Raw genomic sequence first — 23,260 nt, 5'->3', positions numbered from 1 at the left:
CTCTCCGGACGCGCTCCTCAAGCCTGGGCGCTCAGAGTTCAACGCCGGTTGCCGAACGGTTGGCAGGTGGTATGACCGCAGCTCGGACGGGTGCGGACGCGGCTCCTCCGGCCTCCCGCCCGGCGGCCGGGACAGCGGCCGGGACGGGGGCCGGGAAGGGCACGGCCCGGGTCGTGGCCGGTGCCGCCACCGGGTCCGGAAGCCGCTCGGCGGCCGGTGCCGCCACCGGACCCGGGTGCCGCTCGGCGGCCGGACGCTCCACCGGGGCCGGCTGCTCCCCGGCGTGGACCCCGGCGAGGAGAGGCAGCCGGTAGAGCACGGCGTGCGCGGTCGCCTCGTCGTCGGGCACGGACACCACCCCGGCGTCGATCAGCCGCTCCAGGTCCCGCCGGGCCGCGGTGGCGGGACGGCCCAGGGCGGCGGCCGCCTCGTCCAGGGTGAAGACGGGACGGGCGAGGGTCCCGAGCCCGCGCAGGCTCGTGCGGGCGCACTCCGGCAGCTCCCGCCAGGTGCGGTCCAGTACCCGGCGGACGTCGAGGTCTCCGGAGGCCAACTCGTCCAGCAGAGCGCCGCGGTCGGCGAGCCGGTCCGCGTACTCGCCCAGCGGCACGTACCGGAGCACCGACAGCTTGCGTCCGCACACCCGCACGGCCAGCGGCAGGAAGCCGGTGGCGCCGGCGATGCGGTGGGCGGCCGCCCGGTCGGAGTCCAGCCGCGACTCCCCGACGAGCCGGCCCAGCAGGTGCAGCGCCTCCTCGGGCGGGAAGGGGGGCACCTCGACGCGGTGGACGGAGTCCAGCCCCGGCAGCGGCGAGCGCGCCGTGACCACCACGGCACTCGCCCCGGCCCCGGGAAGGAGCGGCCGTACCGCCGCCGCGTCCGCCGCGTCGTCCAGCACCACCAGCAGCCGGTGCCGGGCGAGCCAGGAGCGCCACGCGCCGGCCGCGTCACCGGGCCGCCGGGGCGTTGGCGAGGCGTCCGAGCCGGTCAGCCGGGCCAGGTCGGCGAGTACGGCGGCGGGGTCGCGGGGGCTCCCCGCGGCGTCCCGCATCGCGACCAGCACGGTGCCGTCCGGATACGCACCGGACGCGCGGTGCGCCGCCCGTACCGCCAGGGCGGTCTTGCCGATGCCCGCCGGGCCGGTGAGCAGCACGGGCCGTCCGCGCCCCAGCGCGGCGTCCAGCTCGGCGAGTTCGGCCGCGCGGCCGGTGAAGTCCGGCAGGTCGCCCGGGAGCGGCGCGGCCCCCGGCGGACCGGTCCGCTGCGGGGGCACCGCCGGCAGCCGCGGACCGTACTGCTCCCCCGCGAGCAGGGAGCGGTACAGCGCGGCGAGGGCCGGGCTGGGCTGGATGCCCAGTTCCGCCGCCAACGACTGGCGCAGGCCGTCGTAGACCGCGAGCGCCTCGGTCTGCCGGCCGGTCCGGCAGTACGCGTCCATCTGCACGGCGCGCAACCGCTCGCGGTGCGGGTACGACTCGGCGAGCGTGTCGACGGAGTCGGCGACCTCCGCGGCGTTGCCCAGGTGGAGTTCGGCCTCCGCCCAGTCCTCGTACGTCCGGAGGTGCCGGGCGGCCAGGCGCTCGGATTCGTCGGACAGGAAGGGCGAGCAGGACAGTTCGGGCAGCGGCTGCCCCCGCCAGAGGTCGAGCGCCTGCCGCAGCAACCGGGCGGCCGTCCCGAAGGACCCCTGCCCGTAGGCGTCCCGGCCCTCCCGGGAGAGCCGGCGGAAGGCCGCCGCGTCCAGCTCGTCCTCGGCCACCCGCAGCAGGTAGCCGCCCGGACGGTTCTCCAGCCGTCCGCCGAAGCCGGCCTCGGCGAGGGTGCGGCGCAGCCCCGAGACGTACACCTGCACGTTCTTGCGGGCGGTGCGCGGCGGGTTGTCGTCCCACAGCGCCTCGGTCAGCAGCCCGACGGACACCGGTGCGTTGGCCCGGCACAGCAGCACCGCGAGGAGCAGCCGCTGCTTGAGCGGGCCGGTCGGCAGTCCGCCGGGGAGGTCGACGGCCAGCGGGCCCAGGATGGCGAACCGCAGGCGGTGCGGTGGCGGTGCGTCCGTTCCGTCCTTCACCGGATTCCCCCTTCGACGGTGTGCACGGGCGTTCGTGTCCCGCGGGTGCCCGCGGGTGCCCGCGGGTGCCCGCGGTCCGGAGCGGGGCGCGGGCGGCGTTCGGGCGGCGTTCGCGGGGATGGCCCCCGATGACGTCAGCCAGTGCGCACGGGATCTCGCATCGTATTCATCTCAGTTCATGACTGTAGGCGGCGCGGTGAGCCCGTGTCAGCACCGCGTCCGCGGTACCGCCCGCGCACGTCCCGGCCCCACCCGCCGCAAGCACCGGGGCCCACCCGCCGCGAGGTGCGGGGAAACCGCCTCTATACCGCGGGCCGGTCGGATTCCAGCCCGGCGGACCTAGCTTTCCTGGCATCGGCGGAACACGCCGGTGGCGCCCTACCCGGAATCCGGTCGGCTTCGGCCGCGCGGACTCCGGTGGGCCGGGCGCCGCATCGATCTCACAGACCCAGGGAGAGAACCATGGCTGACATCACCGAGCCCACCCCCGAGGAGAACGCCGCCGCCGAGTCCGAGGAGTCCGAGGTCGAGGCCCACGGCGAGAACGTCCGGTCCCTCCAGGACATGGAGGCCGGCAACGTCCCCGACGACGCGCTCATCAGCACCGTGAGCCTCGGGGACTGCTGACCGGTCGACTCGGCGGCGTGCGTCTCCGGCTCCCGCCGGAGGAGCACGCCGCCCGGGCCGTGCGGTGCGCGGCCCGGCAGCCCGTCGTTCCGGCCGCTGACGTCGGCCGCCTTGCGCGCAGGAGACGCTCGATGAGGAACAACCCGCTCACCTTCGCCGTCGCGGACCCGGAGTTCTACGCACCCCTCGACAGTGCCGCCCACCCGGGCGACGCGCTCCGGCCGGCCCGGCTGCCCGCCGACTGGAACGCCCGGACGTCCGGGGTGTGGACGTTGTGGCGCCCGCCCGGCGCCGTGCTGCCCGACGACGGCTGGAAGGTGCACGTCTCGGCCCGGCCCGACCGTCTCGATCCGGTGCTCGACACCGTCGCCGGAGTCTGCTTCGCCGAGGGCGTGGTGTTCAAGCACCTGTCCGCCCGGCTGTTCTACCGGCTCACCCACCACAAGCACGCCGGCCGTCCGCAGAGCGGCAAGTTCGTGGCGGCCTACCCCGTGGACGTCCCCGCCGCCCGGCGCCTGATGGAGCGTCTGGAGCAGGCGCTCGACGGCGAGGAGGGCCCGTACATCCTCACCGACCGCCGCTTCCGGCGCTCGCGGACGGTGCACTACCGCTACGGCGCCTTCCGGGCGCGGCCCCGGGTCCGACCCGACGGGAGCCGGGCGCTGGACCTGCGCGACGGCCTCGGCAACCTCGCGGAGGACGTGCGCGGCGTCGGCTTCCTGCTGCCCGCGGGCGTCGAGGACCCCTTCCGCGCGCCCCGGACCGCCCCCGCGACCACCCCCGCGACCACCCCCGGGGCTCCCGCCCCCGCGACCACCCCCGGGGTGCCGGCCTCCGAGGCGCCGGCCCCGGTGACGCTGGACGGCGTGGCGTTCGAGGAGGCGGTGCGGCACAGCAACGCCGGCGGTGCCTATCGTGCCCACGACACCGCCACCGGCCGGCAGGTCTTCGTGAAGGAGGCCAGAGCCCACACCGGCGTCAGGGAGGACGGCGCGACGGCCGTCCAGCAACTGGAGGCCGAGTGGGAGGTGCTGCGCGCGCTGCACGCCCTCGACCCCGGGCTGGCACCGGAGCCGATCCGCCGGTTCCGCTCCTGGGAGCACGAGTTCATGGTCACCGAGTTCATCGCAGGGACTCCCCTCTCGCGCTGGATGGCCGCCCGGAACCCGCTGCTGCGGGTGACCGCCGGCCCGGCGGAGATCCGGGCCTACTACGAGCGGTGCGAGCGCGTCCTGTGCGCGGTCGAGGACCGGTTGCGGCGCCTCCACGCCTGCGGACACCTCTTCGTCGACGTCAGCCCCGGGAACGTCCTCGTCGACGAGGAGGACCGGGTCCGGCTGGTCGACTTCGAGGCGGCGCACCGGACCGGTACCGCCTTCGCGCGGGTCGGCACGCCCGGCTACTCCCCGCCGCCCGAACTCGTCGGGGAGGACCTCGCCGTCTACGACGACTACGGCGTCTCCGCACTGGCGCACCTGCTGCTGGGCCCGCTCCACCACGTGGTGCGCCGCAACCCCGACGTGCTGGCGCACCAGTACCACGACCTGGCCGAACGCGCCCCCGTCCCGCCCGCGCTGTGGAAGCGGGCCACCCGGTTCCACCGGCCGGGCCCGTCGCCGCAGCTCCCCGGCCCCGAGGAGCTGGCCCGCGACCCGCTGCCGCACCTGGCCGCACTGCGCGACCGGGTCGCCGACGCCCTGGTGGCGATGGCCGACCCGGCCCACCCCGACCGGGTGTTCCCGACGATCCCGGACGGCCACCGCAGCAACGCCCTGTGCCTCGCGTACGGCAGCGCCGGCGTGGTGCACGCCCTGGCCCGGGCCGGGCGCACCCTCCCCGAAGGGGTGCTGGACCGGTTGCGGGACGACGCCGTCGCCGGGGTGGACGGGCTCGGCCCCGGCCTGTTCGTGGGCACCGCGGGGATCGCCCGGGTGCTCGCCGACCGGGGGAGGGCCGAGACGGCCGCCGAACTGCTCGCCGCGGCCGACCGGCACCCCCTCACGAGGACGTGCGCCACCCTGGCCGGCGGCTCCGCCGGAGTCGCCATGGCCCACCTCTCCCTCTACGGGCACACCCGCGACAGCCGCCACCTGGAGCGCGCGGCCGACCTCGCCGACGCGCTCCCGCCGGACGGCGCGCTCGCCCCGGCCCTCGGCCCGGACGACGCCACCGGGCTGCTGCACGGACGCTGCGGCATCGCGCTGATGCTCCAGCAAGTCGCCGCCGCCACCGGAGAGACGAGGCACCTGACGCGCGCCGTCGGGCTCCTCCACGCCGAACTGGACCGGGCCACCGATCCCGACGCGGCCGACCTGGCCTTCCCCGTCTCCGCCACCGACACCCGCAGCATGGCGTACCTGTACGCCGGTTCGGCCGGCATGGTGCACGCGGTGACGCGGTGCCTGCTGATGCGGGAGGAACCGCGCCTCCGCGAGGCGCTGCCCCGCCTCCTCGCCCCGCTGCGGAGCACCATCACCGCGATGCCCGGTCTCTACCAGGGCCTCTCCGGGCTCGGGATGGCCCTGGTCGACCACAGCCTGCTGACCGGCGACCCCTCCGGCCGGGAGGCCGCCGTCCGCACGGCCCGGGTCCTCCACAAGTACGCGATACCGCATGCCACCGGGGTCCGCTTCCTCGGGGACCAGTCGCTGCGGTACAGCGCCGACCTGTTCAGCGGCTCGGCAGGGGTGCTGCTCTTCCTCACCGAACTGCTCGACCCCCGCCCGGACGCGCTGTTCACCGTCGACTCGCTCGCCGCGGCCCGCGTCCCGGCCCCGGCCCTGCCCTGACCGGAGGCACACGTGCGCCGCGACACCAACCTGTACTGGTGGGGCCAGACGACCTCCGCCTTCGGCTCCTTCTTCTCCGCCGTGGCCCTGCCGATCATCGCCGTGGTGCACCTCGACGCCACGGCGGGCGAGATCGGGATGATCAGCGCCGCGGCGGTGCTGCCCGTCCTGCTCCTGGGCCTGCCCTTCGGAGCCCTGGCGGACCGCATCGCCCGGCCCCGCCGGGTCCTGACGGCCCTGGACGTGCTGTCCGGACTGTCGGTCGCGGTCGTCGCGCTCGGCCTGGCACACGAGGTCGTCGGGGTGGCCTGGCTGATCGCGCTCAGCATCGTCCGGGGCGGCCTGTCCACCCTGGCCGGCTCCCTCTACTTCGTGCACCTGCGGCAGCTGGTCGGCGCGGAGGGGGTCGGCCCCGCCCGGGCGCGGCTCCAGGCGGGGCAGTACGGAGCGTCCCTGGTCGGCCGCTCGCTCGCCGGACCGGCGGTCGCCGTCTTCGGCGGAGCGACCGCGCTGGCGATCGACGCGGTGAGCTACGCGCTCAGCGCGGCGGCGCTGCTGGCGATGCGCGCTCCGGACCGGGCCGCCGCCCGGCCCCGGACCGCGGTCGGCGGGCTGCGCGGTGCGGCCGTCGGCATGCGGTTCTTCTTCGACCACACCTTCCACCGGGCGCTGCTGGCCTTCGTCCTGTCCTCCGCGGTCGCGCTGGCCGGGATCACCGCTCTCACCGGCCCGTTCCTCCTGCGTGACCTGCAACTGCCCACCTCGGCCTACGGACTCGTCTTCGCGCTCTCCGGTGCGATGGGGCTGGCCGGCTCCGCCCTGGCGGCGCGGGTGGTGGGGCCCGGCCGGAACCCGCACCGGGTCACCACCCTCGCCTTCGGAGCCGCGGGATGCTGCACCCTGCTGCTTCCCCTGGCCACCGGCCCGCGGGCACTCGCCGCCGTCGTCGCGGCGCTCGGGATCGGACTGCCGGTGTTCTTCGGGGCCATCGCCAACGTGGCACTGACCTCGGTGCTCGCTGTGGACGTGCCCGAGGAGGCGATGGGCCGGGCGATGGCGGCCCTCCAGGTGCTCAACGCCGGAGCCGGTGTCCTGGGCGCGCTGCTCGGCGGCTTCCTGGGCGACGCCGCCGGAGTGCGGGCGGCCCTGTGGACGCTCGCCGCGGTGAAGCTCGGCGCCGTGCTGCTGGCCGGCCCGCCCGCCCTCCGCGCGGCCCGCCGCATCCGGGACGCCGACCGGCCGGAACCCGAACCCGAGGGCGTCGAGATCAGGACGGTGTGAGGGTCCGGCGAAGGGGGCCCGCTCGGCGGCCCGGCCCCGTTCGGGGACTGCGCGCCATGGTCGCCCGGCCCGTCGGGAGGGTTCCGGCGCGCGGAACCGACCACCGGGCGGCCGGGCGGGCCCGAGCGGACGCGGCGGTCACCCCGCGTGGTCGGCCGAAAAACGACGGTTGCCGTGGTCGGCGGCCCAGCGCTCTCGTCAGCCGCGGCGACGGCGGCTAACCTCGCCCCACGACAGCCCGGCCACCACCCCCGCAGCGGCCGGGCACGACCCTCACCTCTGCTTCCCTCCCGGTTCCGGGCGGCGCGCCCGGGCGCGCCGCGCGTTGTGGGCGGGCCGGTGGAGTGGCCGCGGCGGAGAGGAGCCCCGGTGCGTGCGTTCCGGCGGGAGAAGGACCTCCGGCAGCGGACCCGTCGGCTCGCGGCCGGGCTGGCGCTGCCCCGGCCCTTCGACCCCGGGGAGTTCGTCGCCTCGCTGGCGGAGCAGCGCCGCCGGCCGATCCGGCTGCTTCCCGTCGAGCAGCCGCACTACGCGCCGTGCGGTCTGCTGGTGACCACCGACCGGGTCGACTACATCGTCTACGCGCGGGGTACGACCGCACTGCACCAGCGGCACATCCTGCTGCACGAGGTCGCGCACCTGCTGTGCGGCCACGACCGCACGGCCGCGGCCGACTCCGCCGGCCTCGCCAGCCTGGTGCCGCACCTCTCGCCCGCCCTGGTGCGCCGCGTCCTCGGCCGGACGGTGTACGCCGCCGCGCACGAGCGGGAGGCAGAACTCCTGGCCTCGCTGATCCAGCACCGAGTGCAGGCGGAGCAGGCCCAGGAGGTCCAACGGGCCGCACGGGAAGGCGGCGCGGCGCGTCCGGGGGACGACCGCGCCGCGGTGCTCATCGGCGCACCCGCTCGGCGGGGCCGGGAGCATGCGTGACGTCGTCGGCTACCTCCCCGCCGTCCTCGCCGCCGTCCTCGGCTGCTTCGAACTCGCCCTCGCCCGCCGCGGCCGGGTGTCCGCCGGTGTCCGCCAACTGTGCCTCTTCGGACTCTGCATGGGCGCGGCGATGGCCGTGCTCGCCCCAGCCACCGGGCGGGCGTGGAGCGCGGCCCTCCCCGCGCTGAGCGGGCTGACCTACCCCGTCGGACGGGAACTGGAGATCCTCGCCCTGTACTTCCTGGTCTCCGCCGTGATGGCACTCGACCTGCCCGGCCCCCGACCGGGCCGGAGCATCCGGGAACTGCGCGGTGCCCACGTCCGGCTCACCGTCTTCACCGTCGTCGCCTGCGGAGTGCTCCACCCGCTTGCGGGGGCCACCGTCGCGGGCGAGCGGATGGTCGTCCACGACGACGCGGGCAGGGCGGCGCTGGCCGCCTTCGACGGCGTCTTCACCCTGTTCAGCCTCTGGTGCGTCGGCCTGTTCGTCTCCGCCGTGCACGGACGCGCCCGCGGCCTGCGTCCCGGACCGCTGCGCACCGGACTGCGGCTGATCACCGCCGCCGGACTCGTCGGATGGGTGTGGGCGCTGTGGGGACTGGCCCCGCTGATCGACACGGTGCGCACCGGCTCGCAGGCGGCCGTCCAGAACCCGGTCTCCGAACTGCTCAGCGGCACCTGCCTGCTGCTGGCCGTCGCCGGGGCCAGCGCGGCCCTGTGGCGCGCTCCGCTCGCCGGCCCGGCGCGCTGGGTGCGCGCATGGCGGGGCTGCCGGGCGCTGCGGCCGCTGTGGTCGGCGCTCCGCGCCGCGGCCCCGGGAACCGCGCTCCGCCCCGGCGGCCGCCTGACGGTGCTCGGCGGACCGGGCGGGGCCGAGTACGCGCTCTACCGCCGGGTGATCGAGATCCGGGACGGCTATCTCGCCCTGCGGCCCCACCTGTCCCCCCGGGCGCCGGCCTGGACGAGGGACGCACTGGCCCGCTTCCCGCCGGACCCGGCACGCCGGGCGTCCGTCATCGAGGCCGCCGCCCTCGCCGCGGCCCTCCAGGCCGCCCGGGCCGGAGCCCCCGCGTCCGCCGAACACCCCGCGGGAGCTGCGGGGGCCGGGGGAGCCGCAGGCTTCGGGGGCTTCCGGGAAGCCTCGGAGGCCGGGGGCGTCGCGGGTTTCGGGGCCGAGGAGGTGACCGCGCACCGGCTCGGGCGGGGGGCGGACACCGTGCACGAGGAGGCGGGCTGGCTGACCGAGGTGGCCGAGGCGTACACCCGCTCCCCGGCCGTCGCCGAGGTGCGCCGCCGAGCCGCCCGGGAGTTCGGCTGACCGTGCCTCCTCGGCGATCGGGCGACGGGTCAGCGCAGCGCGGCGAGGCCCGCTTCGGTGGCCTCGGCGAGGAGGGCGTCGTCGGAGGCGGCGCCCTCCTCGCCGCGGTCCGAGACGATGGCGAGGACGAGCGGTGCGCCGCTGTCCGGCCAGACGACGGCGATGTCGTTGCGGGTGCCGTGTCCGCCACCGCCGCCGGTCTTGTCGCCGACCCGCCACCCGTCCGGGACACCGGCCCGGATGTAGTCGTCGCCGGTGGTGTTGCCGAGGAGCAGGTCCGTCAGCCGCTCCCGGCGGTCCTCCGGGAGCGCGTCGCCCAGGACGAACCGGCGCAGGTCGGTGCCGAGGGCGCGCGGGCTGCTGGTGTCGCGGTCGTCGCCCGGGGCGAAGCCGTTCAGGTCCGGCTCGATCCGGTCCACGCTGGTCGTGGTGTCGCCCAGGTCGCGGAGCGCCTTCTGGAGGCCCTCGGGGCCGTCCAGTTCCTCCAGCATCAGGTTGGCCGCGGTGTTGTCGCTGTACTGCACGGCCGCGGCGATGAGCGCGTCGAGCGTCATGCCCGTGTCGACGTGCTCCGAGGTGACGGGGGCGTACTCCAGCAGGTCGGACTCGTCGTACCGCACGACGCGGTCCAGCTCCTCGTCGGTGGAGGTCCCCAGCAGCACACCGGCGGCGAGGGCCTTGAAGGTCGAGGCGTAGGAGAAGCGCTCGTCGGCCCGGTGGGTGATCTCGCGTCCGGTGCCGGTGTCGAGGAGGTAGAAGCCGAGCCGGGCGTCGAACCGCTCCTCCAGCTGGGCCAGGGCCTGCTCGGCGCGCTTCTGGGCGGCGGCCCCCTGCTCGGCCGGGGCGGAGGAGGAGGCGGAGGCGGAGGCGGAGGCGCCGGGAGAGCTGGCGGTGCTGCTGTCGCTGCACCCGGCGAGCAGGCCCGCGGTGAGGACGAGAGCCGCGGCGGGCAGGGCTGTGCGGAACGTGGAGAACGTCATACGGACAGCGTTCCGGCAGCCGTCCATCCGGTCAAAGACACCAACCTGGTGTCCCATGCCGATCCGGCATACGGTGGCGGAGTGGATCTGCTTGCCGCGTGCCGTGTCTTCGTCCTGGTGGAGGAGCGCGGCAGCTTCACCCTCGGCGCGGCGGCCGCCCGCGTCCCGCAGTCCGTCGCGAGCCGCCGGATCGCCGCGCTGGAGGCGCACTTCGGGGAGCGGCTGTTCGACCGCTCGGTGCGCGGAGCCGTACTCACCCTGTTCGGGCGGGACATGCTGCCGTCCGCGAAACGGCTGGTGCGGCTGGCCGAGGCCATGGAGGAGAGCGCCCGGCGGGCCCGTCTCCGGCCGCTCGCGCTGGCGGTGCCCGAGACGGGCCCGGTCCGCGAACTCGCGCTCCTGGACGCCGCCGCCCGGGAGCGGAACACCCTGCTGGACCTCCGACCGGCCGGTCCGGCGGAGCGGGCGGAACTGCTGCGGGCCCAGGAGGTGTGGGCGGCGCTGCTCGCCGTCCCGCCGGACGGCGCCGAGTGGGTGGTCCCGCTGGGGCTCGCCTCGTCGGCGGACCTCGGCCCGTCGCCCCTCCGCCTCGAAACCCTCCGCCCGGGCCGCTCGCCGCGCTCGTTCCGGCGTGTCCGCATCCAGCCCGAGGACGACGTGCCCCACATCCGCGACCGGCTGGAGCTGATCGGCCACCGGGCGGCGTTCGTCCCCGCGCAGATCGCGGTCGCCCCGACGCTGACCGCGGCGGTCTCGGCGGCCCTGCGCGGTGACGGCTTCCTGCTCTGCTCCGGACCGCAGGCCCGGGAGTGGGGACTGCGGTGGCACCGGCTGGCGGGCGCGCCCCTCGCTCGCGGCTACCGGGTGTCCGCGGTCACCGGAGACGACGCGGAGCGGATGCTGGCCGGGCTCGGGCAGCACGTGGCCCGCGTCCTGGGCGCACCGCTCGGAGCCGGGCCGGCCAACGACGGCGCGGGCGCGGCAGGCGGCGGGACGGCGCGCGCGGGCGCGGCAGGCGGCGGGACGCGCGAGGCCGGTGGCACGGGCGGGGCCAGGGGGACGTACGGGGCCAGAGGGACGTACGGGAGCGACGGGGAGAACGGGAGCGACGCGGAGAACGGGAGCGGTGCGTGAGTGACGTACGGGTGGTGGCGGAGCTGCGGGAGATGCTCGCCGAGGCGGGACTGTCGGGATCCTTCCTGGTCCGCGATCTGCTGACCGGACGGGAGGTCGGCATCGACGTCGACACCGTGCTGCCGTCCGCCTCACTGGTGAAGGTGCCGCTGGCCGTCGCGGTGCTCGACCGGGTGCGAGACGGCCGCCTGGACGGAGCCGCCCGCGTGGAGGTCGCTCCGGGACGCGTGACCACTCCCGGCCCGGTGGGCCTGAGCCGCTTCCGCCATCCGGCGTGTGTCGCGGTCGAGGACCTGGTCCATCTGAGCACCGCGCTCAGCGACAGCACCGCCGCCGACGCGCTGTTCGCCCTGGTGCCGCCCGCGGAGGTCGAGCGGACCCTGCGGGAGGCGGGGATCGGCGGCATCACCGTGCGGCACACCATGGGGGAGCTGAACGAGACCCCGATCGAGCGCTGGGGCGCGCGGGACACCTACCTCGCGCACTCCCTCGCGATCGCCTCCGGTGAGGCGGGACGGACGCACCCGATCCCGCAACTCGACCTGAGCCGGGCCAACGCGGCCTCCGCGCGCGCCTGGGTCGCTCTGCTGGAGGCGCTGTGGCGGCCGTCCCGGTTTGCGGCGCCCGTCGCCGAGCGTGTGCGCGCGGTCATGGCGCACAACGTGATGCGGCAGCGGCTGGCCCCGGACTTCGCCTCGGACGCCTCACGGTGGTCGTCGAAGACCGGCACGCTGCTGAACCTCCGGCACGAGGTGGGCGTTGTCGAGCACGACGACGGCGGCGTGCTCGCCGTGGCAGCGCTGACCGAGTCCGCCGTTCCGGCCTCGGCCCAGCCCGCCGCCGAGGCCGTGATGGCCCGTGTGGCGCGCGCCCTGCACGACCACCTGCGCGCGGAGTGAGCCCGCCGGCCCGTCGCCGTAGCCCGCGGGGCGGCGGCACGGTCGGGGGAGGGCCGGAGCAGAGGCGGGTCAGCACTCCAGGACCACGGTCCGGTCGGAGACGTCGATGCCGGGAGCCGGTCGCGGCCGGGACCCCTTGCGGAACTCCTGCGGGCTCACGCCGCGTTCCCGCTTGAACGCGGCGCTGAGGGCGAAGGCACCGCCGTACCCCACCCGTCGTGCCGCGCGCTCCACCGTCACCTCCGGGTCCCGCAGCAGCTCCGCCGCGAGGGTGAGCCGCCAACCGGTCAGGTACGCCATCGGCGGTTCCCCGACGAGCCGGGTGAAGTGCCGGGCCAGTCCCGCGCGGGAGACCCCCACCGAGGCCGCGAGCGCGGCGACCGTCCACGGGTGCTCGGGCCGTTCGTGCAGCAGTTGCAGGGCCGGACCCACGACGGGGTCGCCCTGGGCCCGGAACCAGGGCGGCGCCCCGGACCCCGGGTCGGCGAGCCAGGTGCGCAGGACGTCGATCAGCAGCAGGTCCAGCAGGCGGTCGAGCACGATCTCCTGACCGAACTCCTCCCGGCAGATCTCCTCCGCCAGTACGCCGATGACGGGGTTCCGCCCCGCGGACGCCGGCCGCACCAGGAGCACCGGCAGGGTCCCCAGCAGGCGTCGGCCGATCTCACCGGGGGCGAGGTAGGTGCCGCTGAGCATCACCGCGGAGCCGCTCCGGTGGGCCTCGCCCCAGGTGCGGACCCCCAGCGTCCGGGTGTCGCTGACGTCCTCGCCCTCGGTGGTGCTGCACCGCTGGTCCTCCCCGACGGTGATCCGCGGCTCGGTGTCCCGGCTGTCCGCCAGCGTGTAGGGGTCGGGACCGCGCACCAGCGCCACGTCACCGGGGGAGAGCCGTACGGGGCGGCTGCCGGTCGGCAGCACCCAGGCGTCCCCCCCTCCGCGTCCACCGCCGCCCCGGCGGCAGGCAGGGCGGCAGGCAGGGTGTCGGAACTACCGTGGACGGATGCGCCTGCTGCTCACCGCCGACACCCACCTCCCCCGACGGGCCAAGCAGCTCCCGGACGAGCTCCTGGCGCGGATGGCCGAGGCGGACGCGGTTCTCCACGCCGGAGACTGGGTGGACCTCGCCACCCTCGACCTGTTCCGCGCCCGCAGTGCGCGGCTGGTCGCGGTGCACGGAAACAACGACGGACCCGAGCTGCGGGAGCGGCTCCCCGAGGTGGCCGGGGCCGAGCTGGGCGGGCTGCGGTTCGGCGTCGTCCACGAGACGGGGGCCGCCCGCGGGCGCGAGCGCCGGTGCGCCGAGGTCTTCGGGGACCTGGACGTGCTCGTCTTCGGCCACAGCCACATCCCGTGGGACTCCACCGCCGAGACCCCCGGCGGCGGCACCCTGCGGCTGCTGAACCCGGGCTCGCCCACCGACCGGCGCGCCCAGCCGTACTGCACGTACCTGACCGCCGAGGTGTCGGAAGGCGCACTGACGGACGTAACGCTGCACCGGTTGCCGCAGCGTCCGACGCGGGCCCGGCCCGCGCCGGGGGGTGGCTGAGCAAGCGCTTAGTAAGGCATGCTGCTGGGGCACGCCACCCACCGACCGACCGCGATTGGGGCACGCGCCATGGCGAAGCCGTCTCTCCTGCTCTCCCGACGGGATCTGGACTTCCTGCTGCACGAGTGGCTGGACACCGACGAGCTGGTGCGCCGGCCCCGCTACGAGGAGCACTCCCGGGACACGGTGGACGCCGTACTCGAACTGAGCGAGCAGCTCGCCACCCGCTGGTTCGCTCCGCACAACAAGCGCAGCGACCAGGAGGAGCCGCGCTTCGACGGGGAGCGGGTGCACCTGGTCCCCGAGGTGGGCGAGGCGCTGGAGGCCTTCGCCGGCGCCGACCTGCTCGCCGCGTCCGTCGACAACGACCTCGGCGGTATGCAGCTCCCGCAGGTGGTCGCCACGGCCTGCTTCGCCTGGTTCCAGGCCGCGAACATCGGGACGTCCGCGTATCCCTTCCTGACGCTCGGCAACGCCAACCTGCTCCACGCCCACGGCACCAGGGAGCAGATCGACACCTACGTGCGCCCCATGCTCGGCGGCCGCTTCTTCGGAACGATGTGCCTGTCCGAGCCGCAGGCCGGCTCCGCACTGGCCGACGTGGCCACCCGCGCCGAGCCGCAGCCGGACGGCACCTACCGGCTCTTCGGCAACAAGATGTGGATCTCGGCCGGCGACCACGAGCTGACCGAGAACATCGTCCACCTGGTGCTGGCACGGGTGCCCGGCGGGCCGCCCGGGGTACGGGGCCTGTCGCTGTTCGTGGTGCCCAAGTACCTGGTCCTGGCGGACGGGAAGCGGGGGGAGCGCAACGACGTCGCCCTGGCCGGCCTCAACCACAAGATGGGCTACCGCGGGACCACCAACACACTGCTCAACTTCGGTGAGGGCCGGCACCGTCCGGGCGGCACACCGGGCGCGGTGGGCGAGCTCGTGGGGGAGGAGCACCGCGGACTCGCGTACATGTTCCACATGATGAACGGCGCCCGGATCGGCGTGGGGGCGGGCGCCGCCGCGCTCGGGTACACCGGGTACCTCAAGTCGCTGGAGTACGCCAGGACCCGGCTCCAGGGCCGGCCGGTGGCGGACCGCGACCCCTCGGCGCCCCCGGTGGCCCTCGTCGAGCACCCCGACGTGCGCCGGATGCTGCTCGCCCAGAAGTCGTACGCGGAGGGCGCGCTGGCGCTCATCCTGTACTGCGCACGGCTGGTGGACGAGCAGCAGACCGGCGCCACCGCGGCCGACCGCGAGCGCGCCGGCCGCCTCCTCGACGTGCTGACCCCGATCGCCAAGAGCTGGCCGTCCCAGTGGTGCCTGGCCGCCAACGACCTGGCGATCCAGGTGCACGGCGGCTACGGCTACACCCGGGAGTACGACGTCGAGCAGCACTACCGCGACAACCGGCTGAACCCGATCCACGAGGGCACGCACGGCATCCAGGCGCTCGACCTGCTCGGACGCCGCGCCGTCGCCGAGGACGGCGCCGGTCTGGCGGCCCTGGGCGAGGCGGTCGCCGCGACGGTGCGGCGGGCAGCCGCGGACGGGCGCGAACTCGCCGGTCACGCACGAGCGCTGGAGGCCTCCTGGCAGCGGGTCGCCGAGGTGACCGCCGCCGCGTGGGCGAAGGGCGACCCCGCCGCCGCGCTGGCCAACGCGACGGCCTACCTGGAGGCCGTCGGCCATGTGGTCGTGGCCTGGCTCTGGTTGGACATGGCGCTGGCCACCGACCCGGACGGGGACGGGTTCCACCGCGGCAAGCGGGCCGCCTGCCGCTACTTCTTCCGCTACGAACTGCCCAAGACGAAAGCGCAGTTCGACCTGGTGGCGGCGATGGACAGCACCGTGCTGGACACCTCGTCCGACTGGCTCTGACCCGCCCGGCGGTGCCGCGCCCCCGGCTGCCCGCCGGCGCCCGGCCGCGGCACCGCCGCCGCACCGGACCCGCGGCCGGCCTGCGGCACCGCCGACGCACCGGCCGACCGCGCGGGGGCCGGGTCAGGGCGGCGGGGGGACCAGCCGGTACCCGACCCCGCGGACGGTCCGGATGATCTCCGGGTGGTGCGGGTCGTCGCCCAGCCGCTCCCGCAGCCGCCGGACGTGCACGGTGAGGGTGTTGGAACGGCTGGCCGCGGCCCCCCACAGCTCGACCTGGATGTGCTCCCGGGCGACCACCCGCTCGGGGTCGCGCATCAGCAGGTGCAGAAGCTGGAACTCGCGCAGCGGGAGCTGCGCGGTCGGCGTCCCGTGCACCCGCACCTCGTACGTGCCCGGGTCCAGCGTCAGCGAGCCGCAGACCAGCGGCTCCGCGGAACCGGTCGCGTCCGCCTCCGAGAGGCTGAGCAACCGGGCGACCTCGCGCGGGCGGTAGGGCCGGGCCACGCAGGCGCTGGCGCCCGCCTCCAGCGCGCGGGCGGCGAGCACGGTGTCCCGCGGGCCCACGCCCAGCACCACCGGGACGGACATCCGCTGCCGCACCAGCCGCAGCACCGTCGGCCCGTCGATCACCGGCAGGTCCGCCGAGACCAGCAGCACGTCGGGTCGGCGCAGACCCGCCTCCAGCAGGGTGGACGCCCCGTCCGCGCAGTCGATCACCGTCACCCGGTACGTGGCGAGCTGCTCGGTCAGGGCCCGGCGGGTCGGCTCGTCGCCGTCCGCCAGCAGCACAGTGGTGGTCAGCCAGGCGACCATGGTGTTCCGCCCTCGCTTTCGGTGCCGCCGTCGCACGCGTCGGGCCCCCGGCCGAGGAGCCGCTCCGGGAGCCGCACTCCGGCCGCGGGCCCGACGCGTGCCGGAGACGGTGGGGGGTGGGGGGTGGGGGTCGGGCGCCCGCGTCACCGCGGGCGGCCGCGCGCTGCCGTCCGGCGGTCAGCCGAAGCGGCCCGAGACGTAGTCCTCGGTGGACTCGTGCGCCGGGTTGGTGAAGATCTTCGTGGTGGAGTCCATCTCCACCAGTTCCCCCGGTTCGCCGACGGCCCTGAGGTTGAAGAAGCCGGTGCTGTCGCTCACCCGCTGCGCCTGCTGCATGTTGTGCGTGACGATGACGATCGTGTACTCGGTCTTCAACTTGGCGATCAGGTCCTCGATGGCCTGCGTGGAGATGGGGTCGAGTGCCGAGCAGGGCTCGTCCATCAGCAGCACGTCGGGCTGCACCGCGATGGCCCGCGCGATGCAGAGCCGCTGCTGCTGCCCGCCGGACAGCCCCGAACCCGGGCGCTGGAGTCGGTCCTTGACCTCGCCCCACAGGTTGGCGGAGTGCAGTGAGCGCTCCACCAGGGCGTCGAGTTCGGCCCGCGGCATGCCCCGGTTGTTCAGCCGCGCCCCGGCGGCGACGTTGTCGTACACCGACATGGTGGGGAACGGGTTGGGGCGCTGGAAGACCATGCCCACCTGGCGGCGCACCCGCACCGGGTCCACGTTGGGGGCGTACAGGTCCTGCCCGCCGAGCGTGACCGTGCCGCTGACACGGGCGTTGGGCACCAGCTCGTGCATCCGGTTCAGGGTGCGCAGAAAGGTCGACTTGCCGCAGCCGGACGGGCCGATCAGGGCGGTGACCGCCTTGCGCCCGATCCGCATCGACACGTTCTGCACGGCGTGGAACCGGTCGTAGTAGATGTCGAGGTCCTTGACCTCGATGTGCTGCGCCACGGGGCTTCCTTGTCGGGTCGGACGGCCGGACCTCGCGGGGCGGGGCCCGGCCGTGTCGGTGGGGCGGGTGCCGGCTCGTCAGCCGCGGGTCTTGGGCGCGAAGACGCGGGAGATCAGCCGCGCCCCCAGGTTCAGCGCCATCACGATGATGATCAGCACCAGCGCGGCCGCCCACGCGCGGTCGAGCGACGCCTCGGCGGGGAAGCCGGGTGTGACGTACTGGTAGTACGAGAAGACGGACAGTGTCGCCATCCGGCCGTCGAAGGGGTTGAAGTTGTCACTGGCGGTGATGCCGACGGTGATGAGCAGCGGTGCGGTCTCGCCGATCACCCGGGCGACGGCCAGCGTCACGCCCGTGGTGATGCCGGCCAGCGCGGTCGGCAGCACCACCTTCACGATGGTCCGCCACTTCGGCACGGCGAGCGCGTAGGCCGCCTCGCGCAGCTCGTTCGGCACGAGCTTCAGCATCTCCTCGGCGGACCGCACCACCACCGGGATCATCAGCACGCTCAGCGCCACGGCGCCCATGACGCCCATCCGGACGCCGGGGCCGAAGAAGAGCGCGAACAGGGCGTAGGCGAAGAGACCGGCCACGATCGAGGGGATGCCGGTCATCACGTCCACGAAGAAGGTGATCGCCCTGGCCAGGCGGCCGCGACCGTACTCGATCAGGTAGATCGCGGTGAGCAGCCCGATCGGTACCGAGATCAGCGCGGTCAGACCGGTGATGATCAGTGTGCCGAAGATGGCGTGGTGGACGCCGCCGCCCTCGCCCACCACTCCGCGCATCGAGTGGGTGAAGAAGGTGGCGTCGAAACGGGCCGTCCCGCGGCTGACCACGGTCGCCAGCACCGAGACCAGCGGCAGCATCGCCAGCAGGAAGGCCGAGCTGACCACCGCGGTCACCAGGCGGTCGGTGGCCGACCGGGACTCCTCCACCCGTCGCGACCAGAAATAGATCACGGCGGTGTAGCCGGCGGCGGCCAGCACCCCGCACACCGCCGGGTTCCAGCCCGCCAGCCAGAGGCCCAGTCCGAGCAGGGCGAAGGCCAGCAGGGTGAGCGACGCCGCCCGCGGGGGCAGTGAACCGTGGGTGAGCGGACCCTCCTCCAGGGGGAGGTGCACGTCCGGCTCCGAGGGCGTGGTCTGGGTGGACATCAGTTGGCTCCCGAGAATTCGCGCCGCCGGTTGATCACCGCACGCGCCGCCATGTTGACGGCGAGCGTGACGGCGAAGAGGACGAGACCGGAGGCGATCAGCGCGTTGACCTTGATTCCGGTGGACTCCGGGAACTGCAGCGCGATGTTGGCCGCGATGGTCGACGGATTGCCGTTGCTGATCAGGTTGAGGGTGACGCCGCCGGACGGGGACAGCACCATGGCGACCGCCATGGTCTCGCCGAGTGCCCGTCCCAGACCCAGCATCGAGCCGCCGATGATCGCCGACCTGCCGAACGGCAGCACCGACATCCGGATCATCTCGAAGCGGGTCGCCCCCAGGGCCCAGGACGCCTCCTCGTGCAGGCGCGGCGTCTGGAGGAAGGCCTCCCGGATCACCGCGGTGCTGATCGGCAGGATCATGATCGCCAGTACCAGGGCGACGGTGAGCATGGTGCGGCCGGTCGAGGAGGCCGGCCCGGCGAAGAACGGGATGAAGCCGAGGTTCTCCGCCAGCCAGCCGGTCGGCTCCACGGTCAGCGGCGCCAGTTGGCTGATGCCCCAGAGCCCGAAGATGATGCTGGGCACAGCGGCCAGCAGGTCGATGACGTAACCGAGCGCGGTCGCCACCCTGCGGTGCGCGTAGCGGGTGATGAACAGGGCGATCGCCACGGCCAGCGGTGCCGCGACGAGCAGGGCGAGCACCGCCGAGAGCAGCGTGCCGAACATCAGCGGCCACACGTACAGTGCGATGCCCTCGCCGCCGGGGATCTCCTCCGCCGGGGCCGTCAGCGCGGGCCAGGCCTCGGAGACCAGGAACGCCGCCACGCCGGCCAGGACAGCGAGGATCAGCACCCCCGCACCGGTGGAGACGCCGGCGAAGAGCCGGTCCCCGAGCCGCAGGGGGACTCCCCGGCTGCGCGTTTTCTCGGTGGTGGGAGCCACTCGGATATCCCTTTCTCATACGGGCGTTCCACCGGGCGTGCCGCGGTGGGCAGGAGCGGGGCCGGCGGTGGGGGTGGGGGCCGACGACCGGGTGTGGCGGGTGCGGCGTGCGGCAGGGCGGCGGTGCGGGGTACGGCGTCAGCGCCGCGAGGGCCGCGAGGCCCCTGCGGGGCCGGTGGGGCCCTCACGGGCCCCGGGGGCGGGGAGGGCCCGGGGAGGACCCGGAGGTCCGGGCGGCCCCCCGGGCCGCCCGGACCTCCCTGTGCCCGCCCGGTCCGGCGGGTGCCGGCCGGCGGGCGCCGGCTCCGGGTGTCAGCCGGCGGAGATGGCGTCGATCGCCGGCTGCACCTGCTCGCGCAGCGAGTCCGAGATCGGGGCGGAACCGGCCGACTCGGCGGCCGCGTTCTGGCCCTCCTCGCTGACCATGTAGTCCAGGTAGCCCTTCACCAGCTCAGCGGTCTCCGCGTTGTCGTAGGTGCCGCAGGCCATGGCGTACGAGACCAGGACGATCGGGTAGGCACCGGACTCGGTGGTGTCCCGGGCCAGGTCGTAGGCGAAGTCGAACTCGCCGCGGCCCTCGACCCGCTCGGAGACCTCGACGACCTTGGCAGCCGCCTCCGGCGAGTACTCCACGAACTCCTCGCCCACGCCGACCTTCACGGTGCCCAGGTCGCCGGCCTGGCTGGCGTCGGCGTAACCGATGGTGCCGTTGCCGTTGGTCACGGCCTGGACGACACCGGAGGTGCCCTGGGCGGCCTCGCCGCCGTCCACCGGCCAGTCACCGCTGACCTCGTGCGACCAGTTGTCCGGGGAGACGGCCTTCAGGTACTCGACGAAGTTCTCGGTGGTGCCGGACTCGTCCGAGCGGTTGACCGGGGAGATCGCGGTGTCGGGCAGGTCCGCGTCGGGGTTGTCCGCCGCGATCGCCTCGTCGTTCCACTTGGTGATCTTCTGGTCGAAGATCCGGGCGATGGTGTCCGGCTTCAGGTTCAGTTCGTCGACGCCCTCGACGTTGAAGATCACGGCGATCGGGGAGACGTAGGTCGGGATCTCGATGACCTTCTCGCAGCGCTTCTCGGCGCCCGCCAGCTCCTCCTCGTCCAGGTAGGCGTCGGTGCCGCCGAAGTCGGAACCGCCCTCGACGAACTGCTCGCGGCCACCGCCGGAGCCGATCGGGTCGTAGTTGACCGTCACGTCCGGGTTGGCCTCGATGAAGCCGGCCATCCAGGCCTGCTGAGCGGCGTCCTGCGAGCTGGCCCCCGCACCGGAGATGGTGCCCGAGAGCTTCGAGCCGCCGCTCTCGCCCGAACCGGCCTCGTCGTCCGACTCGTTCGAGGAGCCGCACGCCGCCAGCCCGAGGGAGAGCACGACCGCCGCCGGGAGCGCGAGCATGCGGCTCAGCTTGGTACCGTTCACAATTGACCTCTTCCGAAGATTCCGGTCGGTGCCGGCCGACCGGGGGGAAACCTCAACGTGAAGGGACGCTAGAAGCGCGAGGTGGCTTCACAGAGCGACCTCGGTGAACGCGTCGTGAACGGAAGCAACACGCAAGTGACGTCACCGCCACATCACGGAGACGTCACGGAAGAGTCAAGGTGACGCCCGCCGGGCCCGCCGTCGCGCGACGTGCGAGCCCGGCGGGTGCCACTGCACGGGAAGGCGCCGCGGAGCACGGTGGAGGACCACCTGCGGGTCCTGGCGGCCTGTCCGAGGATGACGCGGGGCGCGTCGGTTTCGGGACCGGCCCCTTCAGGACCGTCACCGGTCAGGAGAGTGGCGGCGCGGAGGTGTCCGCTCTGCGCGTCGCTGCCGGTCAGACAAGGCGATGCTGCCAGCGGAGCGCCGGGTGACCTTCGATCCAGTAGGTGTGGGCCTCCTGCGTGATGTGCAGCTGCACCGTTGCGATGTCGGGGCTGCCCGCGTCCAGCCACGCGACGAGGTCCTGCTCGATGGTGTCCCACAGGGGCAGCGGGCCGCCCTGCCGGACCGTCCAGGTGCTGTCGTTCCCGGTGAACGACGCGAACGACTCGCGGTCCGGGTCGAAGAGGTGCAGCAGCCGCTTCCCGTCCGGCGACGTGGCGCGGGTGAAGCGTGCCCCTGGGGCCGCGAGTTGCGCCAGGAAGGCCGGCACCCACTCCTCCAGCAGGAGCGGGGACAGTACGGACTGTCGCTCGCTGTCGGCGTAGGCCGTACGGGCGGAGAGGTCACCGGCGATCGGCACCTCGGCCTGGGACCGGACCTGCATGAACGAGCTGCGACCGATGATCCTGCCCCGGGCGGTGCCGTCCTCGGCGACCGTGACCTTCGCGAGCCCGGTGCCGTAGTGCCAGGACCCACCGACCGTGGCCAGGACGACGCCGCCCGGCCTGGTCTGCCTGACCCAGGTGTAGGGGATGCGGTTCACCCCGCACGTGGCGATCACGCGGTCGTACGGTGCGCGGCGGGGATGTCCGAGGAGCCCGTCGCCGGTGACGGTCCAGGTCGAGAAGCCTGCGGTCTCCAGGGCGGCATCCGCGCGGGCCGCCACGCCCGGGTCCACTTCGACCGTGGTCACGTTGTCCTCCCCGAGGCGGAAGCACATCAGGGCGCAGGAGTAACCGGTGCCCGTACCGATCTCCAGCACCTGGTGCCCGTCTTCCACTTCCAGCTTCTCCACCATGTCCACCACGGTGACCGGCGTGGTGGACGACGATGTCGGCGAACCCGCCACCGGGCCGCCGGTCCGGTCGGCGGTGAGGTGCCCGTCGAGCTGCGTGGTCAAGGACGCGTCGCGGTAGGCGAGCTGCACCCACGCGTCCGCGTCGGTTCCGACGGCCGTGACGGGCCGCCACCGGCCGCCCTCCGCGGGCAGGAACACGCCCGGGTTCAGGAACAGCTCCCGAGGTACGGCCTCCACCGCCGCCCGCCAATGAGGGCTGACGAGGACGCCCGCCTGCGCCAGGCGTCCGGCAAGGGCACGCCGCTGAGGCGTGGTGTCGGTCATGGGGCAGCTCCTTGCGTCAGCAGTTCGGCGAATGCGGCGGACATCGCGAGATCGGTGGACTCCTCCAGCCATCCCCATTGCCCGTTCGGGTTCAACTCCAGCCACCACAGACCCCCGACCTTGTCCACGGCCAGATCGAAGCTCCCCGAGGCCAGGTCGAAGTGGTCCAGGTACGCAAGGAGGGCCTTCTCCATGCGGTGGGGCAGCTCCACCACGCCGTAGGACAGAGCCGAGTAGTCCTTGCGCCAGTCCAGCATCCCGGACTCGATTCGCACGGCGAACACACGGCGACCGACGACCAGCACGCGGATGTCGGCCGCTTTGTCCACGACAGCCTGGAAGAGGTGCGGCACCACACGTACGCTCTCGTCGATCTCCGGCGCGGTGACCGGATCGGCCCACCCCGTCACGGGAACGCCGTCCCGCTGGTACGGCGTCCACCGGAGCGTCTTGAAGAGCACCTGATCGTGGCTGTCGATGAAGGACCGTGCCTCGTCCGGGTCGTTCGTCACCAGCGTCGGTGGCACGCTCAGCCCGAGGCGCTGAGCGACGGCGAGCTGGGCAGGCTTGTAGTCCGCGGCGGCATTCAGCAAGGGGTGGTTGACCCACAGAGGTCCGTCGAGGGCGTAGAGGGAGCCTCCGAGCCCGAAGCGGACCTGCGCCGCCGCGAACCGCGCATCGTCGGCACCGAGGTGGTCGAAGGCGGGCCATACCGGGCGGCGCCAGTACACCGACCGGATCTGGGCCAGGTCTACGGTCCTGGAGGGGGTACGGACCTGTCCAGTCACGGCGGCCGGGCAAGTGCCGAACCGAGCGGAGACCGTGAGGTCCGCACCGATATCGGCGGGGTTGAGCCTGACTACCGGTGCGTTTAGCCGGTTCAGCTCAGTGATCACCATGTCGGCGGTGACGTCGTCTGCCTCGGTGGCCACGAGCACCGGCCTCTCCTCGGCCACCG

At 74.4% G+C, this 23,260-nt stretch carries 18 protein-coding genes and 1 pseudogene; 9 read left to right on the top strand and 10 right to left on the bottom strand.

Annotated elements, in window-relative coordinates; genetic code table 11:
• Window positions 1–31: 31 nt before the first annotated feature.
• Window positions 32–2,068, bottom strand: a complete 2,037-nt coding sequence (locus H300_RS24765) for an AfsR/SARP family transcriptional regulator (protein WP_486583534.1) — start codon at window positions 2,066–2,068, stop codon at window positions 32–34.
• Between the two features lie 462 nt (window positions 2,069–2,530).
• On the opposite strand from H300_RS24765, the gene H300_RS31370 reads away from it, so the two are divergent.
• From H300_RS31370 to H300_RS0103660, 5 genes are all read left to right on the top strand, one after another.
• The gene (locus tag H300_RS31370; protein ID WP_158678311.1) at window positions 2,531–2,695 is read left to right on the top strand and encodes a hypothetical protein; all 165 of its coding nucleotides are present in this window, start codon (window positions 2,531–2,533) and stop codon (window positions 2,693–2,695) included.
• 131 nt (window positions 2,696–2,826) lie between these two features.
• On the top strand, window positions 2,827–5,484 hold the full coding sequence (gene lanKC, locus H300_RS24760; protein ID WP_051269403.1) for a class III lanthionine synthetase LanKC: 2,658 nt from the start codon (window positions 2,827–2,829) through the stop codon (window positions 5,482–5,484).
• 12 nt (window positions 5,485–5,496) lie between these two features.
• The gene (locus tag H300_RS0103670; protein ID WP_028426356.1) at window positions 5,497–6,765 is read left to right on the top strand and encodes an MFS transporter; all 1,269 of its coding nucleotides are present in this window, start codon (window positions 5,497–5,499) and stop codon (window positions 6,763–6,765) included.
• 369 nt (window positions 6,766–7,134) lie between these two features.
• Entirely contained in the window at window positions 7,135–7,695 is a 561-nt protein-coding gene (locus H300_RS24755) for a ParH-like protein (RefSeq protein ID WP_106966665.1), read from the top strand.
• Window positions 7,688–9,013 carry an MAB_1171c family putative transporter gene (locus H300_RS0103660; RefSeq protein ID WP_028426355.1) on the top strand — a complete coding sequence of 442 codons (1,326 nt, stop codon included), beginning with the start codon at window positions 7,688–7,690 and terminating at the stop codon, window positions 9,011–9,013. The genes H300_RS24755 and H300_RS0103660 overlap by 8 nt, the downstream gene beginning before the upstream one ends.
• A 29-nt stretch (window positions 9,014–9,042) precedes the next feature.
• Here the strand turns inward: H300_RS0103660 and bla are convergent, their stop codons facing one another.
• Entirely contained in the window at window positions 9,043–9,993 is a 951-nt protein-coding gene (gene bla, locus H300_RS0103655; RefSeq protein WP_028426354.1) for a class A beta-lactamase, read from the bottom strand.
• A gap of 81 nt (window positions 9,994–10,074) precedes the next feature.
• Here bla and H300_RS24750 point away from each other — a divergent pair, with 81 nt between their 5' ends.
• Together H300_RS24750 and H300_RS0103645 are read left to right on the top strand one after the other, a co-directional pair.
• The gene (locus H300_RS24750; RefSeq protein WP_078515686.1) at window positions 10,075–11,127 is read left to right on the top strand and encodes a LysR family transcriptional regulator; all 1,053 of its coding nucleotides are present in this window, start codon (window positions 10,075–10,077) and stop codon (window positions 11,125–11,127) included.
• 32 nt (window positions 11,128–11,159) lie between these two features.
• Complete coding sequence (locus H300_RS0103645) at window positions 11,160–12,026, top strand: serine hydrolase (RefSeq protein ID WP_486583543.1); 867 nt, start codon at window positions 11,160–11,162, stop codon at window positions 12,024–12,026.
• A 69-nt stretch (window positions 12,027–12,095) separates the two neighbouring features.
• Here H300_RS0103645 and H300_RS24745 read toward each other — a convergent pair.
• Window positions 12,096–12,956, bottom strand: a pseudogene (locus tag H300_RS24745) (AraC family transcriptional regulator); the annotation flags it as partial.
• A 70-nt stretch (window positions 12,957–13,026) separates the two neighbouring features.
• Here H300_RS24745 and H300_RS0103635 point away from each other — a divergent pair.
• Together H300_RS0103635 and H300_RS0103630 are read left to right on the top strand one after the other, a co-directional pair.
• Window positions 13,027–13,572 carry a metallophosphoesterase family protein gene (locus H300_RS0103635; RefSeq protein WP_028426352.1) on the top strand — a complete coding sequence of 182 codons (546 nt, stop codon included), beginning with the start codon at window positions 13,027–13,029 and terminating at the stop codon, window positions 13,570–13,572.
• A 69-nt stretch (window positions 13,573–13,641) separates the two neighbouring features.
• Window positions 13,642–15,444, top strand: coding sequence for an acyl-CoA dehydrogenase (locus H300_RS0103630; RefSeq protein ID WP_028426351.1), 1,803 nt, complete (start codon window positions 13,642–13,644; stop codon window positions 15,442–15,444).
• 123 nt (window positions 15,445–15,567) lie between these two features.
• On the opposite strand, the gene H300_RS0103625 is transcribed toward H300_RS0103630, so the two are convergent.
• The 7 genes from H300_RS0103625 to tgmB all read right to left on the bottom strand — a co-directional run bounded on the left by H300_RS0103625 (window position 15,568) and on the right by tgmB (window position 23,258).
• Window positions 15,568–16,260, bottom strand: a complete 693-nt coding sequence (locus H300_RS0103625; protein ID WP_486583533.1) for a response regulator transcription factor — start codon at window positions 16,258–16,260, stop codon at window positions 15,568–15,570.
• A 177-nt stretch (window positions 16,261–16,437) separates the two neighbouring features.
• Window positions 16,438–17,217 carry a phosphate ABC transporter ATP-binding protein PstB gene (gene pstB / locus H300_RS0103620; RefSeq protein ID WP_028426349.1) on the bottom strand — a complete coding sequence of 260 codons (780 nt, stop codon included), beginning with the start codon at window positions 17,215–17,217 and terminating at the stop codon, window positions 16,438–16,440.
• A 78-nt stretch (window positions 17,218–17,295) separates the two neighbouring features.
• Window positions 17,296–18,375 carry a phosphate ABC transporter permease PstA gene (pstA, locus tag H300_RS0103615; RefSeq protein ID WP_028426348.1) on the bottom strand — a complete coding sequence of 360 codons (1,080 nt, stop codon included), beginning with the start codon at window positions 18,373–18,375 and terminating at the stop codon, window positions 17,296–17,298.
• Window positions 18,375–19,319: a phosphate ABC transporter permease subunit PstC gene (gene pstC / locus H300_RS0103610; RefSeq protein ID WP_028426347.1), complete on the bottom strand. Its 945-nt coding sequence runs from the start codon at window positions 19,317–19,319 to the stop codon at window positions 18,375–18,377. Before pstC ends, pstA begins: the two co-directional genes overlap by 1 nt.
• 312 nt (window positions 19,320–19,631) lie before the next feature.
• Window positions 19,632–20,735, bottom strand: a complete 1,104-nt coding sequence (gene pstS / locus H300_RS0103605; RefSeq protein WP_199779123.1) for a phosphate ABC transporter substrate-binding protein PstS — start codon at window positions 20,733–20,735, stop codon at window positions 19,632–19,634.
• Window positions 20,736–21,132: 397 nt separating this feature from the next.
• The gene (gene tgmC, locus H300_RS0103600) at window positions 21,133–22,302 is read right to left on the bottom strand and encodes an ATP-grasp peptide maturase system methyltransferase (protein WP_028426345.1); all 1,170 of its coding nucleotides are present in this window, start codon (window positions 22,300–22,302) and stop codon (window positions 21,133–21,135) included.
• Window positions 22,299–23,258: an ATP-grasp ribosomal peptide maturase gene (gene tgmB, locus H300_RS0103595; protein ID WP_028426344.1), complete on the bottom strand. Its 960-nt coding sequence runs from the start codon at window positions 23,256–23,258 to the stop codon at window positions 22,299–22,301. Before tgmB ends, tgmC begins: the two co-directional genes overlap by 4 nt.
• Between the last annotated feature and the right edge of the window lie 2 nt (window positions 23,259–23,260).

This window comes from Streptomyces sp. TAA040, assembly GCF_000424845.1.
Note: the sequence above shows the minus strand (reverse complement) of the source record. Positions and strands in the feature narration are given on the sequence as shown.

What these genes read in the sequence shown, in the direction of transcription:
- H300_RS31370 (WP_158678311.1), top strand. Translation starts at nt 2,531, where the DNA reads ATGGCTGACATCACCGAGCCCACCCCCGAGGAGAACGCCGCCGCCGAG.
- lanKC (WP_051269403.1), top strand. Translation starts at nt 2,827, where the DNA reads ATGAGGAACAACCCGCTCACCTTCGCCGTCGCGGACCCGGAGTTCTAC.
- H300_RS0103660 (WP_028426355.1), top strand. Translation starts at nt 7,688, where the DNA reads ATGCGTGACGTCGTCGGCTACCTCCCCGCCGTCCTCGCCGCCGTCCTC.
- bla (WP_028426354.1), bottom strand. Translation starts at nt 9,993, where the DNA reads ATGACGTTCTCCACGTTCCGCACAGCCCTGCCCGCCGCGGCTCTCGTC.
- H300_RS0103645 (WP_486583543.1), top strand. Translation starts at nt 11,160, where the DNA reads ATGCTCGCCGAGGCGGGACTGTCGGGATCCTTCCTGGTCCGCGATCTG.
- H300_RS0103635 (WP_028426352.1), top strand. Translation starts at nt 13,027, where the DNA reads ATGCGCCTGCTGCTCACCGCCGACACCCACCTCCCCCGACGGGCCAAG.
- H300_RS0103630 (WP_028426351.1), top strand. Translation starts at nt 13,642, where the DNA reads ATGGCGAAGCCGTCTCTCCTGCTCTCCCGACGGGATCTGGACTTCCTG.
- H300_RS0103625 (WP_486583533.1), bottom strand. Translation starts at nt 16,260, where the DNA reads ATGGTCGCCTGGCTGACCACCACTGTGCTGCTGGCGGACGGCGACGAG.
- pstA (WP_028426348.1), bottom strand. Translation starts at nt 18,375, where the DNA reads ATGTCCACCCAGACCACGCCCTCGGAGCCGGACGTGCACCTCCCCCTG.
- tgmC (WP_028426345.1), bottom strand. Translation starts at nt 22,302, where the DNA reads ATGACCGACACCACGCCTCAGCGGCGTGCCCTTGCCGGACGCCTGGCG.